Source organism: Gordonia sp. YC-XJ4 (assembly GCF_059511865.1).
Genome location: NZ_CM183447.1, coordinates 4,381,652 through 4,397,858, shown reverse-complemented (window position 1 = coordinate 4,397,858; position 16,207 = coordinate 4,381,652). Strand labels below are relative to the sequence as shown.

General features: G+C 66.4%; 20 protein-coding genes, 1 pseudogene and 1 other annotated feature. Of the genes and pseudogenes, 16 read left to right on the top strand and 5 right to left on the bottom strand.

Annotated elements, in window-relative coordinates; all coding sequences use genetic code 11:
• Positions 1-65 precede the first annotated feature (65 nt).
• Positions 66-194, top strand: a sequence feature (AL1L pseudoknot).
• From AC5ZH6_RS19490 to AC5ZH6_RS19475, 4 genes and pseudogenes are all read left to right on the top strand, one after another.
• Positions 108-413 (top strand): IS3 family transposase, encoded by a 306-nt coding sequence (locus AC5ZH6_RS19490; protein WP_496167700.1) that lies wholly within the window; start codon positions 108-110, stop codon positions 411-413. Its footprint overlaps the feature before it by 87 nt.
• A 107-nt stretch (positions 414-520) precedes the next feature.
• Complete coding sequence (locus AC5ZH6_RS19485; protein ID WP_336874021.1) at positions 521-1,780, top strand: IS256 family transposase; 1,260 nt, start codon at positions 521-523, stop codon at positions 1,778-1,780.
• Positions 1,781-1,831: 51 nt separating this feature from the next.
• Positions 1,832-2,521, top strand: a complete 690-nt coding sequence (locus tag AC5ZH6_RS19480) for an IS3 family transposase (RefSeq protein WP_496167698.1) — start codon at positions 1,832-1,834, stop codon at positions 2,519-2,521.
• Positions 2,522-2,552: 31 nt separating this feature from the next.
• Positions 2,553-2,735, top strand: a pseudogene (locus tag AC5ZH6_RS19475) (hypothetical protein); the annotation flags it as partial.
• Between the two features lie 79 nt (positions 2,736-2,814).
• Here AC5ZH6_RS19475 and AC5ZH6_RS19470 read toward each other — a convergent pair.
• The 4 genes from AC5ZH6_RS19470 to AC5ZH6_RS19455 all read right to left on the bottom strand — a co-directional run bounded on the left by AC5ZH6_RS19470 (position 2,815) and on the right by AC5ZH6_RS19455 (position 8,106).
• Positions 2,815-3,519, bottom strand: a complete 705-nt coding sequence (locus AC5ZH6_RS19470) for a GntR family transcriptional regulator (protein ID WP_265076826.1) — start codon at positions 3,517-3,519, stop codon at positions 2,815-2,817.
• Complete coding sequence (locus AC5ZH6_RS19465; protein WP_288438023.1) at positions 3,516-5,699, bottom strand: S9 family peptidase; 2,184 nt, start codon at positions 5,697-5,699, stop codon at positions 3,516-3,518. Before AC5ZH6_RS19465 ends, AC5ZH6_RS19470 begins: the two co-directional genes overlap by 4 nt.
• A complete protein-coding gene (locus AC5ZH6_RS19460; protein WP_026919937.1) occupies positions 5,696-7,498 on the bottom strand; it encodes an N-acetylglutaminylglutamine amidotransferase in 1,803 nt (600 codons plus the stop codon). Before AC5ZH6_RS19460 ends, AC5ZH6_RS19465 begins: the two co-directional genes overlap by 4 nt.
• 77 nt (positions 7,499-7,575) lie before the next feature.
• Positions 7,576-8,106: a hotdog fold domain-containing protein gene (locus AC5ZH6_RS19455; protein ID WP_006367906.1), complete on the bottom strand. Its 531-nt coding sequence runs from the start codon at positions 8,104-8,106 to the stop codon at positions 7,576-7,578.
• Between the two features lie 349 nt (positions 8,107-8,455).
• On the opposite strand from AC5ZH6_RS19455, the gene AC5ZH6_RS19450 reads away from it, so the two are divergent.
• The 4 genes from AC5ZH6_RS19450 to AC5ZH6_RS19435 all read left to right on the top strand — a co-directional run bounded on the left by AC5ZH6_RS19450 (position 8,456) and on the right by AC5ZH6_RS19435 (position 10,855).
• Positions 8,456-8,758 (top strand): hypothetical protein, encoded by a 303-nt coding sequence (locus tag AC5ZH6_RS19450; protein ID WP_094600889.1) that lies wholly within the window; start codon positions 8,456-8,458, stop codon positions 8,756-8,758.
• Positions 8,759-9,046: 288 nt separating this feature from the next.
• Positions 9,047-9,379 carry a hypothetical protein gene (locus AC5ZH6_RS19445; protein WP_288338203.1) on the top strand — a complete coding sequence of 111 codons (333 nt, stop codon included), beginning with the start codon at positions 9,047-9,049 and terminating at the stop codon, positions 9,377-9,379.
• On the top strand, positions 9,379-9,516 hold the full coding sequence (locus AC5ZH6_RS19440) for a hypothetical protein (protein ID WP_288338202.1): 138 nt from the start codon (positions 9,379-9,381) through the stop codon (positions 9,514-9,516). Before AC5ZH6_RS19445 ends, AC5ZH6_RS19440 begins: the two co-directional genes overlap by 1 nt.
• A 40-nt stretch (positions 9,517-9,556) precedes the next feature.
• A complete protein-coding gene (locus AC5ZH6_RS19435; RefSeq protein WP_288338201.1) occupies positions 9,557-10,855 on the top strand; it encodes a GDSL-type esterase/lipase family protein in 1,299 nt (432 codons plus the stop codon).
• A 147-nt stretch (positions 10,856-11,002) separates the two neighbouring features.
• Here the strand turns inward: AC5ZH6_RS19435 and AC5ZH6_RS19430 are convergent, their stop codons facing one another.
• The gene (locus AC5ZH6_RS19430; RefSeq protein WP_020170441.1) at positions 11,003-11,422 is read right to left on the bottom strand and encodes a hypothetical protein; all 420 of its coding nucleotides are present in this window, start codon (positions 11,420-11,422) and stop codon (positions 11,003-11,005) included.
• Between the two features lie 435 nt (positions 11,423-11,857).
• Between AC5ZH6_RS19430 and rpsJ the strand changes: the two genes are divergently transcribed.
• The 8 genes from rpsJ to rpsC are packed head-to-tail and all read left to right on the top strand — an operon-like array spanning position 11,858 to position 16,207.
• A complete protein-coding gene (gene rpsJ / locus AC5ZH6_RS19425) occupies positions 11,858-12,163 on the top strand; it encodes a 30S ribosomal protein S10 (RefSeq protein ID WP_003938093.1) in 306 nt (101 codons plus the stop codon).
• Positions 12,164-12,180: 17 nt separating this feature from the next.
• Positions 12,181-12,840: a 50S ribosomal protein L3 gene (gene rplC, locus AC5ZH6_RS19420; protein ID WP_006367911.1), complete on the top strand. Its 660-nt coding sequence runs from the start codon at positions 12,181-12,183 to the stop codon at positions 12,838-12,840.
• A complete protein-coding gene (rplD, locus tag AC5ZH6_RS19415; RefSeq protein WP_006367912.1) occupies positions 12,837-13,508 on the top strand; it encodes a 50S ribosomal protein L4 in 672 nt (223 codons plus the stop codon). The genes rplC and rplD overlap by 4 nt, the downstream gene beginning before the upstream one ends.
• A 2-nt stretch (positions 13,509-13,510) precedes the next feature.
• The gene (gene rplW, locus AC5ZH6_RS19410; protein WP_006367913.1) at positions 13,511-13,816 is read left to right on the top strand and encodes a 50S ribosomal protein L23; all 306 of its coding nucleotides are present in this window, start codon (positions 13,511-13,513) and stop codon (positions 13,814-13,816) included.
• A 30-nt stretch (positions 13,817-13,846) separates the two neighbouring features.
• Positions 13,847-14,683, top strand: a complete 837-nt coding sequence (gene rplB / locus AC5ZH6_RS19405) for a 50S ribosomal protein L2 (protein ID WP_006367914.1) — start codon at positions 13,847-13,849, stop codon at positions 14,681-14,683.
• Between the two features lie 20 nt (positions 14,684-14,703).
• A complete protein-coding gene (gene rpsS / locus AC5ZH6_RS19400) occupies positions 14,704-14,985 on the top strand; it encodes a 30S ribosomal protein S19 (protein WP_006367915.1) in 282 nt (93 codons plus the stop codon).
• On the top strand, positions 14,985-15,398 hold the full coding sequence (rplV, locus tag AC5ZH6_RS19395; RefSeq protein ID WP_006367916.1) for a 50S ribosomal protein L22: 414 nt from the start codon (positions 14,985-14,987) through the stop codon (positions 15,396-15,398). The genes rpsS and rplV overlap by 1 nt, the downstream gene beginning before the upstream one ends.
• A 2-nt stretch (positions 15,399-15,400) precedes the next feature.
• Complete coding sequence (rpsC, locus tag AC5ZH6_RS19390) at positions 15,401-16,207, top strand: 30S ribosomal protein S3 (RefSeq protein ID WP_006367917.1); 807 nt, start codon at positions 15,401-15,403, stop codon at positions 16,205-16,207.

Here is a 16,207-nt window from a genome sequence, read left to right as displayed (position 1 = left end):
TCGTTTACATCCTTGACTACCTTGGTCGGGCCTCAGATAACGAACACGATCTTGAAGCAGGCGTCGGCTTTTTTCGCGGCGGAGATCGACCGCCCACAGCGTTGATCGTGGAGTTCGTCGCCGCGTATCGCGATGAACACGGAGTCGATCCGATCTGCGCGGCCCTGCGCGACACGGCCGCCCAGATCGCTCCGTCCACGGTGCGAGCCCACCTGAGCCGACAGAAGACCGAGGCGCCACGAGCAGTTCGTGACCGCGAGATGCTCGGTGAGATCCGCACCGTGCACGCCGACAATCTCGGTGTTTACGGTGCTCGCAAAGTACACGCCGAACTATGTAGAAAGGGGTTCGGCGTGGCCCGCTGCACCGTCGAACGATTGATGAAAGCAGTAGTGCCCCTTAGAGTGGTGTAACTCGGTGGCCGAGCCCGTCTACGAATCCGTGTTGTGCACGAATGTAGAGCGGCCACCGTGTGATCCTTCGAGTCAACCGTCTAAAGAATCCTCGAGGAGTCATCACGATGACCGCACCCCATATTGTCGACCCTGCAGGCCTGCTTAGCCAAGCCCTCTCCGACGCATCACCGGATCTGATGCGCGAGCTGCTGCAGACCATGATCAACGCCCTGCTTTCCGCCGACGCCGACGCCGTGTGCGGCGCCGAATGGAACGCCCGCACCGCCGAACGCACCAACCGGCGCAACGGCTACCGCCACCGGCCCCTGGACACCCGCGTCGGCACCGTCGACGTCGCCGTACCGAAGCTGCGCTCGGGCAGCTACTTTCCCGAGTGGCTGCTCGAGCGCCGCAAGCGGGCCGAATCCGCGCTGATCACGGTCGTGGCGGACTGCTACCTGGCCGGCGTCTCCACTCGCCGGATGGACAAGTTGGTCAAGACCTTGGGCATCGACTCGCTGTCCAAGTCGCAGGTCTCACGCATGGCCCAAGATCTCGATGAGCAGGTCGCCGCGTTCCGCCACCGGCGCCTGGACGAGGCCGGGCCGTTCACGTTCGTCACCGCCGACGCGCTTGCGATCAAGGTCCGGGAGAACAAGCAGGTCGTGAAGGCTTCGGTGCTGCTGGCCACCGGGGTCAACGGTGACGGGCACCGCGAGGTCCTCGGTATGCAGGTGGCCACCAGTGAGACCACGGCCTCGTGGAACACCTTCTTCGCCGACCTGGTCGCCCGCGGCCTGGGCGGCGTGCGGCTGGTGACCTCCGACGCCCACGCCGGCCTGGTCGAGGCGATCGCAGCGAACCTGCCCGGAGCCGCGTGGCAGCGCTGCCGCACCCACTACGCCGCCAACCTTATGGCGGTGTGCCCCAAGTCCATGTGGCCGGCCGTGAAAGCGATGCTGCACAGCGTGTACGACCAGCCCACCGCGGACGCCGTCAACGCCCAGTTCGACCGGCTGCTGGAGTACACCGAGCACCGCCTGCCCGAGGTCGCTGAGCACCTCGGCGATGCCCGCGAGGACCTGCTCGCCTTCACCGCGTTCCCCGACGACGTGTGGCGACAGATCTGGTCCAACAACCCCACAGAACGGCTCAACCGCGAGATCCGCCGCCGCACCGACGTGGTTGGGATCTTCCCCAACCGTGACGCCATCGTCCGCCTCATCGGCGCCGTCCTGGCAGAACAGACCGACGAATGGGCCGAAGGCCGCCGCTACCTCGGCCTCGAAGTTCTGGGCCGCTGCCGACTCACCCTGACCACCGGTACCAACACCGGCTCCACGACGGAGGTGAGCACCGATGACCTGATGCAACTGCCCGCCTGATCACCAACGAAGGATCAAAAACCAGTTACACCACTTCTAGGGGCTTGACCGATGAAAGCCGATGGGCTGCAGGGGATACCGCGGTTGAAGACACGTAAGACCACTCGCAGTGAGGGTGCCGAGACGCCACCGCCGGCTGATCGGGTCAAACGGCAGTTCACCGCCCAAGCGCCGAATGCCTTGTGGGTCGCCGACCTGACCTACATCCGTACCCACTCCGGCTGGGTATATGCGGCATTCATCCTCGATGTGTTCTCCCGCATGGTCGTCGGCTGGCAGGTGTCCACGACCATGCATACCGGCCTCGCGCTCGATGCCCTGGACATGGGGTTGTGGGCGCGCTCGCGGGCCGGCCAGGATGTGGCCGGGCTGATCCACCACTCCGACCGCGGAGTGCAGTATCGAGCCATTCGTTACACCGAACGTCTCGCCGAGGCGGATGCCGTGACTTCTGTTGGCTCCAAAGGTGATTCGTACGATAACGCGATGGCCGAGGCGTTCAACTCGCTGTTCAAAGCCGAGTGCATTCGTAACCCAGTGATGCGCCCGCGTGGTGGTTGGGGCGGTGTCGGCGAGGTCGAAATCGCGGTCGCCGAATACATCGAATGGTTCAACCACCGACGCCTGCACGGCGAGATCGGACACGTCCCGCCAGTCGAGTACGAGGCCGCCTACTGGGCGACCCACACAGCCACCAGCTACCGTGAGAACCCGGTCCCAGCAATCGCTGGAACCAACTAACCGAGCCTCCAGCAAACCCGGGGCGATTCAGTTTGTGGTGGAGGATGCGGTGGTGTCTCGGGTGGATGGTGGGTGGCGGGTGTTTGTGCGCGATCGTCCGGGTGAGGTTCGTATTGATCGGACGTATTTTTTGGTTGGTGATGATGGTGGGGTGTTTCCGGTGTCGTCGGGTGAGCCGCCGGCGGATGCGGTGGCCAGGTTGTTGGGTGGGTGACGATTACGGAGTGACTCCCCGTCAGGGTGCTCCGCGTTCGTCGGACGGGTGCGCGCTGATCCGATCGGCGGCGCGGCCGTCACTCGGGTGGAAGGCCGAGACGGCCCGCGGTCTCCAGGATCGCGGTCTCCAGGCGAGCGTGGTGAGTGTTCGCAACGTCGAGTACGGCGCTGACGTCGCGAGCGGTGAATCCGTCCAGCAGAGCCGCATGGTCGTCGTTCAGGAGCTCCTGGGTGGCCGAGCTCACGCTGCGCATGATCTGGAACGGCTCGGTCAGATTCCACGTCGACTCGAACATCGACAACAAACGTGGCATCGCGCACGGCGCGGTCAGACACATGTGGAACTGCCTCGACACGTCGTGAAACGACTTGCCGTCGCCCCACTTGGTGGCGGTCACCAGTTGCTCGTGGCAGCCACGTGCGGCTGCGATATCGGCCTCGGAGGCACGGTCGACGGCCTGTGCGAGCGCGGCTTGTTCGAGGACGCCGCGAACGAAGTAGATCTCCTTGAGTTCGTCGGTCGACAACGAACTCACCCGATATCCGGAATTGCGCTGGTGGACAACCAGTCCCTCTCCGACGAGAGTCTTGAGTGCCTCCCGCACCGGGATCGGACTCACACGAAAGGCGTCGGCGACCTCACCCGGGGGAATGACGGTGCCCGGCGGTGCGCCACCGGAGAGGATCAGTCGGCGCAACTCCTCCTCGATGTTCGCGTGCTCGTGATGTGATCGGACCTCGACGAGCTTCGCGACCAGGAGATTGGGCCGACGGCGGTTCACGACAGCCGGGCCTGATCCGACACCGAATCCGCGGCATCCCAGCCGAATTCGGCGGCGCGGGCCAGCCGGTGCGATTCGGCGTGGGCGGCCGCGGCCGAGGGATGACGAAAGACCCAATCGGCAACCGCATTGGTCAGTCGCTGCTGATTGTCGCGCTTGACGATCTCGTGGCCCTCGTCACCGAACATCAGCAACTCGGCCACCCGACCACGAGACCGCAATTCGTGCACGATCTGCTGCGATTCACTGACCGGAACGTTGGTGTCGTGGGCGCCGTGAATCACCAGCAACGGAGCGCACACCTCGTCGATCCGGTGGATCGGGGACAGGTCACGCAGCAGTTCGCGATCCGACTCCGGATGACCGTACTTGGTGTAGGCGGCCACCGCGATCCACGGCTCGGTGTTGCGGAAGAACGACTCGAGATCGCTCATACCGCAGATCGCGATGCCGGCCGCGAAGAGCTGGGGGTGAAAAGTCAAGCACGCCAATGTCAGATAGCCACCATAGGACCGCCCCGACACGTAGAGCGCGTCGGGATCGGCGATACCGGCATCGACGAGATACTCGGCGCAATCGGCCGCGTCGTCGATCCCCGCGTACCGGCCGTAGCGGTCGTCGGCGTGTGAGAACAGACGCCCGTACCCCGAGGACCCGCGCACGTTGGGAGCGAACACCCCGATGCCGGCGTCAACGAGCGGACCGAACAGGAAGTGATAGTCGGGCCGGGTCTGTGCCTCGGGGCCACCGTGAAAATACAACAGGTACGGGGTCGGACGGTCGTCGGCGTCGGATGAGCGCTGTGTCGGACGAAACAGCCAGCCCGACAACGGCATCCCATCGCGCGCGGAGAAATCGTGCAGCTCGGGCCGCAGGGTGTGCGACGGGCCGGTGCCGGTCACCATGTCGTCGCGGACCGGGGTGACCTCCCGGCTCGCGGTGTTGATCAGATGCACCAGCGGCGAGCGCTGCGGACTCGACACCGTCACCGCGATGAGAGTGCCCGCCGCGCTGATCGACAACTCCGACGCCACGTCACCCGGCAGTGGAATCGGATCGTGCAGTGTCTGATCGGGAAGCGTCATGATCTGTAACTCGCTGTGCCCGTCGGTGTTCCACAGCATCGCGACCGTTGATTGGTCGTGTGAGACCGCGAAGGCGTCGAGGCCGCAGCCCGCGCGCTGTGCCAGCACCCGGAAGCGGGTTCCGGTGCGGGCCACCTCCACACCGAGTAGGCGCGGATACTTGGCGTCGAAGTCACTGCGCACCACGGCTTGTACCGAGTCGAGATCACGCTCGGCGTCACCGGGCGGCCCGACGAACACCAGCGACGGGTGGTCGAAGCCCTGGTCGAGAATGTACCCGTCGTCGGTCACCGAACCCGGATCGTTGGGCAACAGTGTGCTCATCTCGACCTCCGGCTCGTCCTCGCGGGCCCCGACCGCGAGCGCCGGACGCAGCGGACGCGCCGAACGCCGGACGTGACCATCGAGCGGACCGGCCGATCCCGTGCCGTCCTGGCGATCCCGGCGTCGCAGCAGCAGCATGTCGTGGTAACCGCGCGGGCCGACACGTAGCAGCGTGGCGCCCTTCCACGAGTCGATCAGTGCGCCACCGACACGCACGTCGAGGGTCTGGGTGGTGCCCGTGCTCGGATGAATCCGCAGCGAGTGCGCGGTGCCGTCGGTCGCCGTGGCGGTGATCAGGACCCAATCGGTGTCCCAACCGACAAGGGTCACCGTACCGAAAGACCGCCCCGCGCCCGCGGTGTAGGGATTGCCGTCGGGACGGATGGCGGCGACGCGATGTGCGGTGTCGTCGTCGGGATCGGTCGTCACGACCCACACCTGGTGGTGCTCACCGCCGCCGGGCGCCAACTCCACCGCGAGCCACTGGCCGTCGCTGGAATGCACGAGCTTGCGCACCGGTCCGGTCGCCGGCACCCGCACCCACCGCAGTTCGCCGACCCCGTCGGGAGTCAGAACCCGCTGTGCCGCACGCGGATAACCGGTCCCGTCGTCGACGATGTAGGCGAATGCCGACCCGTCCGGCGAGACCGACGGACCGTACGTGTGCCACCCGTTCTCGTCGAAGCGCACCGAGAACGCGGGGTCGGGGACGCCGGCGGCGATGGAATCGGGTGTCGACGCCTGCGCGCCGGGCGGAACGGACGGCGTCACGGTGCGGTGAGACCTTCCATGGTCTGCAACCACATCTCGAGCATCGCGACCTGCCACAGCTCGTTGCCGTCGAGGCGAGTGCGAATCCCGTTGGGATCTGCGAACAGTCGGTCGAGCGCGGCCGGCCGGTACAGTCCGCGGTCGGTTGCTGAGCGCGTCTTGAGTACATCGGCGACGAGATCGAAGACCTCGCCCTCGAGGTGCCGGATACCCGGCACCGGAAAGTACCCCTTGGTGCGGTCGATGACGGCCGAGGGCAGCAACGCGCGACTGGCCTCCTTCAGTACGCCCTTACCGCCATGTGCCAGTTTGAGATCCGGCGGGCAGGTGGCGGCGAGCTCGACGAACTCGTGGTCGAGGAAGGGCACGCGTGCTTCGAGTCCCCAGGCCATGGTCATCGTGTCGACCCGCTTGACCGGGTCGTCGACCAGCATGACCGTGGTATCGAGGCGCAGCGCTGCGTCGACCGAGGTGTGCGCACCCGGGGCCGACTGATGGGCCAGTGCGAACTCCCAACTGGGGTCGAAATCGCGCTCCTCCAACAGGTAGTCGTCGGCGAGGATCGCGGCGATCTCCTCGTGCGACCGATCGAAGAAGACCTCACGGTAGGCCTTCGTCGTCTCCGGGCGCGCGATACCGGCCAGCGGTGGATACCAGGAGTAACCACCGAGGATCTCGTCGGCACCCTGCCCGGACTGCACCACCTTGATGGACTTGCTCACCTCCTCGGAGAGCAGATAGAACGCGACGCAATCGTGGCTGACCATCGGCTCACTCATTGCGGCGATCGTGTCGCCGACGGCGGGCAGCAGCCGGTCGGTGCCGATGTGGATCTTGTGATGATCGGTGCCGAAGGTATCGGCGATGAGGTCGGAGTAGGCGTACTCATCGCCCGATTCGCCTGCTGCGGAATCGAATCCGATGCTGAATGTGGCGAGGTCGGTCTGGCCCTGCTCGGCCAGCAGCGCCACCACCAGAGACGAGTCGATGCCCCCGGACAGCAACACCCCGACCGGGACGTCGGCGACCATCCGACGCCGCACCGAGGTGCGCAGGGAATCCATCAACTCGTGCTGCCAGCGCTTCTCGTCCCAGTCGGCCCGATCGGCATGCGGGGCGAACACCGGCTCCCAGTACCGGCGCTCGGTGCTGCGGCCATCGCGGGTGATGGTCCGGACGGTGGCCGGAGGCAATTTGCGGATGCCGTTGTACATGGTGTGCGGCGCCGGAACCACCGCGTGAAAGCTGAAGTAGTGGTGCAGCGCGACCCGGTCGATGGAGGTGTCGACGTCCCCGGCCCGCAGCAGCGCCTGCAACGACGACGCGAACCGCAGCCGCCCGGGGGTTTCCGCCAGATACAACGGCTTGATGCCCAGACGATCGCGAGCCAGGGTCACCGTGCCCGAATCGGTGTCGACGACGGCGAACGCGAACATCCCGATCAGGCGCTCGACGCAGTCGGCGCCCCACGCGTGAAAGGCCTTGAGGATGACCTCGGAATCGGCGTGGGAGAAGAATCGGTAGCCCTTGCCCTCGAGTTCGTGGCGCAACTCCTGATAGTTGTAGATGCAGCCGTTGAACACCAACGCCAGCCCCAACTCGGGATCGACCATCGGCTGACCGCCCCGCTCGGACAGGTCGATGATCTTCAGACGCCGATGCCCCAGCGCCACATTGCCTTTCATGTAGACCCCGGAGGCGTCCGGGCCCCGCCGGGTCATCGCGGCGGTCATCGCGTCGACGGAAGAGACGTCGGGCGCGGACCCGTCGAAGCGGATCTCGCCGCAGACTCCACACATGAAATAGCAACCTTTCGTCTCCATGTCGCGGCAGACGCGACGTCATCGTCCCAGCCTAGGAGTTTTGTCCCGGTGCGTCAGCGTGAGTCGTCGCCCGCGCGTGGCGTCACCCAGGTGGTGATGTCGGCGTGGACCACCTCGGTGCCGTGCGTGTCGAGGATGCGGACGGAGACGACGACGTCGGTTCCGGTACTGATCGCCTCGACGTCGATCGGTTCGGTCAGGGTCGCCTCCGCCGTCAGTCGCGTGGTGGCCTTGGCCAGGTATTGCGTCGACATGGCCTTGGGCAGCCAGCGATGCGACGGCGGCAGGCTGGCCTCCATCAGCATGCCCATCGCGGCCTCGGCGAGGTTGCAGGCCGCGATCGCGTGGAACGTGCCGATGTGGTTGTACACGCCGAACCACTTGGGCGCGCTCACCTTGCAGTACCCGGGGCGCATCTCCTCGACGATGGGCAGCACGGTGCCGAAGTAGGGAACGCGCGCGACCATACCGAGAGAGAACAGGGCGTGGCCGAGAACGTTGTCGGGCAGGCGCCGGCGCAGGGCATAGGTCGCGGTCATCGCCGATGGTCGAGCATCGTCGGTGTGCGAGGGCTTGGTCGTCATGGAACTGACCCTAACCGCCCACCCATGCGGGGCGAGCGGCCGTGCTCGGCTGAGATCGCTGGCGATCGGCTGTGAGCACTGCGGCCTTGTCTGTGGCGGTCCTGACAGGACGCTTCGGGTGTAACGGGCTAAACGGTCATACCGGCATGAACCGCACAGAAACCTCGCAGCGTGCGCGACGATTTCGGCCCGAAAACGGTTGTAGCGTAATGACTTAGACACGAAGCGAACGTTGCGCCGGGGAGTGGATCGGTTCTCCTGATCACACCGCCGGCGACGTCGCCGTGGCTGTGGACGGCGGTCTTTCGACCTCGTCGTCCGTCCGTAGATCCGAGAAAGGGAAACCCAGATGACAACAGCGACCGCCAAGCGTTCGGGCATCACCATCAAGCGCACCGTGGCCGGTGTCGTAGCCGCCGGTGCCATCATCACCGGCGTCGGAGCAGGGGCGGGTCTCGCCTCGGCGGCGCCGACGGCCCCCAGCCACCAGCAGACCCAGCAGCAACCGCAGCGTCAGCAGCAGCCCCAACCGCAGCGTCAGCAGCAACCGCAGCCCCAGCGTCAGCAGCAGCCCCAGCGTCAGCAGTGGGCGCCGCGTCAGACCAGCCCGCGCGGGTTCTGGTTCTTCGGGTTCTGGATTCCGCTGCCCTGACCGATCGCAGGAGCGCTGTGGGGTAGCTGGGAGCAAAACGAACATTGATGTGATTCGGCTGGCAATCAGCTGTTCGCGTTCGGATCAAAGCACCCAAAAGACTCAGCCTCCCACAGTGAATCTGCAGGTCAGGTCCGATTTTCTGTCCCTCGGACGGCGTAGCGTCAGCATTGGCCGACGACGCCGTCGACTCCCGACCAACACGGTCGGGAGTGGTTGTTCGTCGCGGCTGTCGAGCCGGCGCCGTCCGACGCCGTCGACGATCATCGTCGTTCGAAGGGACATCTCATGAACACCGTCAGCAGTTCGGGGACCGAGGCGCGGTCGGTGAAGTCGCGCTCAGTGCCCGCAAAGCGGATCGTGGCGGGCGTCATCGCCGCCGGGGCCATCGTCACCGGCATCGGTGCCGGTGCCGGCATCGCCTCGGCCGCCCCGCCGCCGCAGGGAAACCACTACCAGCAGCCCAACCGGTGGCAGCCGCAACCACAGCCGAACCGGTGGCAGCCGCAACCGCAGCAGTGGCACCCGCAGCCGCAGTGGCATCCGCAGCCGCGTTGGCAGCCGGGTCAGTACACCCCGAACGGGTTCTGGCTGTTCGGGTTCTGGATTCCCCTGCCCTGATGCCGCATTCCTCCGACCACCGGGTCGGAGCGTCGACGACGTCGGAGACCTCCACGGTCCCGGCGTCGTCGGCGTCTGCGGCACCCAATCGCCGCAATCCGTTGCACCGGGCGCGACGAGCCCCGATACTCGAATGACTTGACCGCATGGTCAACTCGAGTCCGGGGAGGGACGTTCATGAGGAGACCGACAGGACGGGCGCGACGCGGTGCGGTTGCGATCGTGGTGGCCGCGGTGCTGGCGACAGCCGGTGTTGGTGTCGTGCAAGCACATCCGTCGGATCGCGGCCCCGGCGTCGGGGCGCATTGGGTGGCCGGCTGGATGGCGGCGCCGAGTAATCGCGGCGACATCTCGCTGGAGAACCCGATTCCCTCGGCGCCTGCCGACCACACGTTGCGCGTGATGACGACGCCGCACCTGTCGGGATCGGTCGCACGGGTACGCCTGACGAACCGGTTCGGGGCCAAGCCGATCCGTATCGGCGGCGTCACCGTGTCACGCCGTGTCCGCGGTGCGCAGGTCGCGAGGATCGTGCCGGTGACCTTCGGCGGCCGCGACTCGGTGTCGATCGCACCGGGTGCCGACGTCGCCAGCGACCCGGTCGACGTCGATGTCACGGCGTGGCGGGCGCTGGCAGTGTCGGTGTTCCTCCCCGACGCGACCGTCCCCACCGTCCACTACGTCGGTAACGCCACGAGTTTCGCGACCGTCGCCGGCAGCGGTGATCACAGCCGCGACACCTCCGGCGCTGCATTCACCGTCCCCACCGACCAGGTACCGCTCGTCACCGGAATCGATGTTGCTGCACCGACTTCGGTCACCGGTATCGTCGCCGTCGGAGACTCGATCACCGACGGATTCATGGCAGCCCAGTACCTGGGCCTCACCGAGGATCGGTCGGTGATCGATACCAACGTGCGCTACCCGGACTTCTTGCAACGACGTCTCGATCGGGCGGGAATCGACCGGCCGGTCCTCAACGCGGGGATCAGTGGCAACCGCGTGACCCTGGGGCCGGCGATCTTCGCCTACGGCCCGTCGCTGATGGACCGGGTGGCGGACGACGTCATCGGGGTCCCGGGCGTCCGCGACGTCATCCTGCTCGAAGGCATCAACGATCTCGGGATTCCGCCGGGTACCGATGCGGCCACGGTGATCGACGGACTACGCAAGGTCATCCTGCGACTTCATGCGGCAGGCCTTCGCGTCCACCTCGGAACCCTCCTGCCCGCGGCGACCTCGCTGTCCGACGGGTGGAGCACGCCGGCGGCCAATGGGCAACGGCTCGTGGTGAATGCGTGGATTCGCCGACAACATCTGTCCGACAGCGTCATCGACTTCGAGTCCGCGATGCGCGATCCGCATGATCCAAACGGCTTGAACCCGCGGTTGAGTGGGCCGGACCTGCTGCACCCGAATGCCGCCGGCTACTCGACGATGGCCGCACAGGTCGATCTGGCCACGCTGGCGTCCTGATCGTGATGATCGAATGATCGATGTGTGAGACGGATGTGCATTCCGGGCCTCCTCGCTTCGCCCGGTGGTGCCGTCGGCGACGGGCGTGGCCGTGATGGCCGAGGATGCATGCGACTCCGTGGTCTGCGATGCGGGTGATCGGCCCCGTCACCCGTCGCCACAGGGCAGCCCGGTGCCGTCGGTGCCGAAGCCCGCGATCAGGTGCGAGGGGATGTCGAGTACCGAGGCCAGCGACGCCGCGAACATCACGGCACCGACGATCACCAGCAGAATCGCGAGGGGCACCCATGCCGCACGCACCTGGATGCCACACACCGCCACCTTGAGGACGAGCGCGCCGCCGGCGAGCACGCCGAGCGCGGCCGCACAGGTGGCCGCCCATGAGATGGGACGCAGGTCCGGCAGCGCAGCGACCGGATGACACCCGATCGCGAGCATGTGCGCGTTCCAGTCGTTCTCGAGCTGCACACGATGAAACTGGCAGAGCATCGACCCCAGAACCCCGGCCGCAGCCAGGGCGACCATGGTCGGCTCCCACGGTGAGCCGGTCTGATCAGAGCGCATCATGGCTACGGTTCTAATGCCGCGGCCCCGACGGCGGGTGACGCGTCGTTCGCGCGGCTGACGACGCGGTCGTTGCAGGTCGGGTGGCATCAGGGGCCGATTTGAATCCACCCCCCGCCCTGGTGCATACTTGTCGGGTTGCCTGGACGGCAGGTTGCGGGATTTTCCGCGGCTTCGCTCAGGTGAATGACTCCCAGGCCCGGAAATCGGGGACTGGGCGTGTAACGCGTGCGCCGGTCTCGGTTCACGGACTCGACACGCCCGACCGCGGGTGCCGGAGCAAATCGGTTCGTCTGATGGGCGAGCCAACGTACAACGACAGATGAACAGCGTCGATCCCGACTCTCACGCGGTGATCTATGTGCCCGCCGGCGGCTAGTGCCGGCCCAGGTGCGCGGTGTTCGTCTGTCGAGAACAACTGACGGAAGAGGACACAGCGTGGCGGGACAGAAGATCCGCATCAGGCTCAAGGCCTATGACCACGAGGCGATCGACGCTTCGGCGCGCAAGATCGTGGAAACCGTGACCCGTACCGGGGCACGCGTGGTCGGCCCGGTGCCGTTGCCCACCGAGAAGAACGTGTACTGCGTCATCCGTTCGCCGCACAAGTACAAGGACAGCCGCGAACACTTCGAGATGCGTACCCACAAGCGACTCATCGACATCCTCGACCCGACGCCGAAGACGGTCGACGCGCTCATGCGCATCGACCTGCCGGCCAGCGTCGACGTCAACATCCAGTAGGGCGGGGGCGAAGAATCATGAGCAACCAGAGTTCAACCAAGGGCATCCTGGGCACCAAGCTCGGCATGACCCAGGTATTCGACGAGAACAACCGCGTCGTCCCGGTCACCGTCATCGCGGCGGGCCCGAACGTCGTGACCCAGCTGCGCACCGCGGAGCGCGACGGCTACACCGCCGTGCAGGTCGCCTACGGCGCCATCGATCCGCGCAAGGTCACCAAGCCGGTCGCCGGTCAGTTCAGCAAGGCCGGGGTCACCCCGCGCCGGCACCTGGCCGAGATCCGCGTGGCCGATGTCAGCGAGCTCGAGGTCGGTCAGGAATTGACCGCCGAGATCTTCGCCGACGGTGCGCTGGTGGACGTCACCGGCACCTCCAAGGGCAAGGGCTTCGCCGGTCCGATGAAGCGTCACGGCTTCTCCGGTCTGGGCGCCAGCCACGGTGCGCACCGCGTGCACCGCGCGCCGGGTTCCATCGGTGGCTGCGCCACCCCGGGCCGCGTGTTCAAGGGCATGCGGATGGCCGGACGTATGGGTAACGACAAGGTGACCACGCAGAACCTCACCGTCCACAAGGTGGACGCCGAGGCCGGCCTGCTGCTGATCAAGGGAGCGATCCCGGGTCGTCGGGGCGGCATCGTGGTGGTTCGCGACGCAGTGAAGGGTGGTGCTGACAAGTGAGCGCCGAAACCACAGTCAAATTGACGCTGGACGTCCGCAACGCCGACGGCACGACCAACGGCACCGTTGATCTGCCCGCCGAACTGTTCGACGCGCCTGCCAACATCGCGCTGATGCACCAGGTCGTGGTGGCCCAGCAGGCCGCCGCGCGCCAGGGCACGCACGCCACCAAGACCCGCGGCGAGGTTCGCGGCGGTGGCGCCAAGCCGTACCGGCAGAAGGGCACCGGTCGCGCCCGTCAGGGTTCGACCCGCGCACCGCAGTTCGCCGGTGGTGGCACCGTGCACGGTCCGCAGCCGCGTGACTACAGCCAGCGCACCCCGAAGAAGATGAAGGCGGCCGCCCTGCGCGGCGCGCTGAGCGATCGGGCTCGCAACGAGCGCATCCATGTGATCACCGAGCTGGTTCCCGGTCAGGTCCCCTCGACCAAGACCGCGCGTCAGTTCCTCGAGAGCCTGAGCGATCGTCGCAAGTTCCTGGTGGTGCTGGGCCGTGAGGACCTCACCGCATGGAAGAGCGTCGCGAACCTGCAGAACGTGCTGCCGATCTCGGCCGATCAGCTCAACACCTACGACGTCCTCGACGCCGATGAGGTGGTGTTCAGCGTGGAGACGCTCAACGCGTACATCGCTGCCAACGGATCCAAGACCGACCAGAAGGAGGCGTGAGCATGGCTATCCAGGCCAACCCGCGCGACATCATCCTGGCGCCGGTGATCTCGGAGAAGTCCTACGGGCTCATGGAGGAGAACGTGTACACCTTCCTGGTGCACCCGGACTCCAACAAGACGCAGATCAAGATCGCCGTCGAGCAGATCTTCGACGTGACCGTCGACAGCGTCAACACCGCGAACCGGCAGGGCAAGCGCAAGCGGACCCGCTTCGGCTACGGCCAGCGCCGCTCCACCAAGCGCGCGTTCGTGACGCTGACCGCCGACAGCAAGCCCATCGAGATCTTCGGAGGCTCGGTCAGCTGACCGGGACTCTTGGAATAGAGGGACTTTCACATGGCTATTCGTAAATACAAGCCGACGACACCCGGTCGTCGCGGGTCGTCCGGCTCGGATTTCGCCGAGATCACCCGTGACCATCCGGAGAAGTCGCTGGTCCGCCCGCTCCACGGACGCGGCGGTCGTAACGCGCACGGTCGCATCACCACTCGTCACAAGGGTGGCGGTCACAAGCGTGCCTACCGTCTGATCGACTTCCGTCGTAACGACAAGGACGGCGTCAACGCCAAGGTCGCACACATCGAGTACGACCCGAACCGCACCGCGCGGATTGCGTTGCTGCACTACGTCGACGGCGAGAAGCGCTACATCATCGCGCCCAAGAACCTCAAGCAGGGCGACGTGGTGGAAAGCGGTCCGACCGCCGACATCAAGCCCGGCAACAATCTGCCGCTGCGCAACATCCCGACCGGTACCCAGGTGCACGCCGTCGAGCTGCGCCCGGGTGGCGGCGCGAAGATGGCCCGCTCGGCCGGTGCGTCGATCCAGCTGCTCGGCAAGGAGGGCGCCTACGCGACCCTGCGTATGCCCTCCGGTGAGATCCGTCGCGTCGACGTGCGCTGCCGCGCCACCGTCGGCGAGGTCGGCAACGCCGAGCAGAGCAACATCAACTGGGGCAAGGCCGGCCGCATGCGGTGGAAGGGCAAGCGCCCGACCGTCCGTGGTGTGGTCATGAACCCGGTCGACCACCCGCACGGTGGTGGCGAGGGCAAGACCTCCGGTGGTCGTCACCCGGTCAGCCCGTGGGGTCAGCCGGAAGGCCGCACCCGCAAGAACAAGGCGAGCGACAAGCTCATCGTCCGTCGCCGTCGTACCGGCAAGAACAAGCGATAAGCACAGGAGGGAGTTAGAGAATGCCACGCAGCCTCAAGAAGGGCCCGTTCGTCGACGACCACCTGCTTGCCAAGGTCGACGCACAGAACGAGAAGGGCACCAAGCAGGTCATCAAGACCTGGTCGCGCCGTTCGACCATCATCCCCGACTTCATCGGACACACCTTCGCCGTCCACGACGGTCGCAAGCATGTCCCGGTGTTCGTCTCGGACAACATGGTCGGGCACAAGTTGGGCGAGTTCGCCCCCACCCGTACCTTCAAGGGTCACATCAAGGATGACCGGAAAGCGAAGCGCCGGTAATGACTACGCAGACCGATAATCCCACCGCGAAGGCCACGGCCAAGTTCGTGCGCGTGACGCCGATGAAGGCACGCCGCGTGCTCGACCTGATCCGCGGCAAGAACGTCGACGAGGCCCTCGACATCCTGCGGTTCGCGCCGCAGTCGGCGTCGGAGCCCGTGTACAAGGTGCTCGCCAGCGCGGTCGCCAACGCCGAGAACAACCAGGACCTCGATCGCCGGAGCCTGGTCGTCGCCACGGCTTACGCCGACGAGGGCCCGACCATGAAGCGGTTCCAGCCGCGTGCGCAGGGCCGCGCGTTCCGTATCCGCAAGCGCACCAGCCACATCACCGTGGTCGTGGAGAGCCTGCCGGAGAAGGCCGCCGCCGGCGGTCGCGGTCGTTCGCGTCAGCCGAAGAAGAAGGGAGCCTAGTAGTGGGCCAGAAAATCAACCCGCACGGCTTCCGTCTGGGCATCACCACCGACTGGAACAGCCGGTGGTACGCCGACAAGCAGTACGCGGAGTACGTGAAAGAGGATGTCGCCATCCGCAAGCTCCTCTCGCAGGGGCTCGAGCGCGCCGGCATCGCCAAGGTGGAGATCGAGCGCACCCGTGACCGGGTTCGTGTCGACATCCACACCGCCCGCCCGGGCATCGTCATCGGTCGCCGCGGCGCCGAGGCCGATCGCATCCGCGGCGAGCTGGAGAAGCTGACCGGCAAGCAGGTCCAGCTGAACATCCTCGAGGTCAAGAACCCTGAGTCCGAGGCCCAGCTGGTGGCCCAGGGTGTCGCCGAGCAGCTGAGCAACCGTGTGGCGTTCCGTCGCGCGATGCGCAAGGCCATCCAGTCGGCGATGCGTCAGCCCAACGTCAAGGGCATCCGGGTGCAGTGCTCGGGTCGCCTGGGCGGCGCGGAGATGAGCCGCAGCGAGTTCTACCGCGAAGGCCGTGTGCCCCTGCACACCCTGCGCGCCGACATCGACTACGGCTTGCACGAGGCCAAGACCACCTTCGGCCGGATCGGCGTGAAGGTGTGGATCTACAAGGGCGACATCGTCGGTGGCAAGCGTGAGCTGTCCGCAGCCGCGCCGGCCGCAGAAGACCGTCGTCCGCGTCGGCCGAGCCGTCCCCGCCGCAGCGGTGCCTCGGGCACCACGGCCACGAGCACCGACGCCGGTCGCGCTGCCGAGGCCCCCGCTGAGGCGACGGCAGCAGCCGGTGCAGAGAAGCAGGAGGGCTAG

Excerpts from the sequence above, each read along its gene's own strand:
- AC5ZH6_RS19485 (WP_336874021.1), top strand. The coding sequence starts at position 521 with ATGACCGCACCCCATATTGTCGACCCTGCAGGCCTGCTTAGCCAAGCC.
- AC5ZH6_RS19480 (WP_496167698.1), top strand. The coding sequence starts at position 1,832 with ATGAAAGCCGATGGGCTGCAGGGGATACCGCGGTTGAAGACACGTAAG.
- AC5ZH6_RS19460 (WP_026919937.1), bottom strand. The coding sequence starts at position 7,498 with ATGTGTGGAGTCTGCGGCGAGATCCGCTTCGACGGGTCCGCGCCCGAC.
- AC5ZH6_RS19455 (WP_006367906.1), bottom strand. The coding sequence starts at position 8,106 with ATGACGACCAAGCCCTCGCACACCGACGATGCTCGACCATCGGCGATG.
- AC5ZH6_RS19450 (WP_094600889.1), top strand. The coding sequence starts at position 8,456 with ATGACAACAGCGACCGCCAAGCGTTCGGGCATCACCATCAAGCGCACC.
- AC5ZH6_RS19445 (WP_288338203.1), top strand. The coding sequence starts at position 9,047 with ATGAACACCGTCAGCAGTTCGGGGACCGAGGCGCGGTCGGTGAAGTCG.
- AC5ZH6_RS19440 (WP_288338202.1), top strand. The coding sequence starts at position 9,379 with ATGCCGCATTCCTCCGACCACCGGGTCGGAGCGTCGACGACGTCGGAG.
- AC5ZH6_RS19435 (WP_288338201.1), top strand. The coding sequence starts at position 9,557 with ATGAGGAGACCGACAGGACGGGCGCGACGCGGTGCGGTTGCGATCGTG.
- AC5ZH6_RS19430 (WP_020170441.1), bottom strand. The coding sequence starts at position 11,422 with ATGATGCGCTCTGATCAGACCGGCTCACCGTGGGAGCCGACCATGGTC.
- rplC (WP_006367911.1), top strand. The coding sequence starts at position 12,181 with ATGAGCAACCAGAGTTCAACCAAGGGCATCCTGGGCACCAAGCTCGGC.
- rplW (WP_006367913.1), top strand. The coding sequence starts at position 13,511 with ATGGCTATCCAGGCCAACCCGCGCGACATCATCCTGGCGCCGGTGATC.
- rplB (WP_006367914.1), top strand. The coding sequence starts at position 13,847 with ATGGCTATTCGTAAATACAAGCCGACGACACCCGGTCGTCGCGGGTCG.
- rpsS (WP_006367915.1), top strand. The coding sequence starts at position 14,704 with ATGCCACGCAGCCTCAAGAAGGGCCCGTTCGTCGACGACCACCTGCTT.
- rplV (WP_006367916.1), top strand. The coding sequence starts at position 14,985 with ATGACTACGCAGACCGATAATCCCACCGCGAAGGCCACGGCCAAGTTC.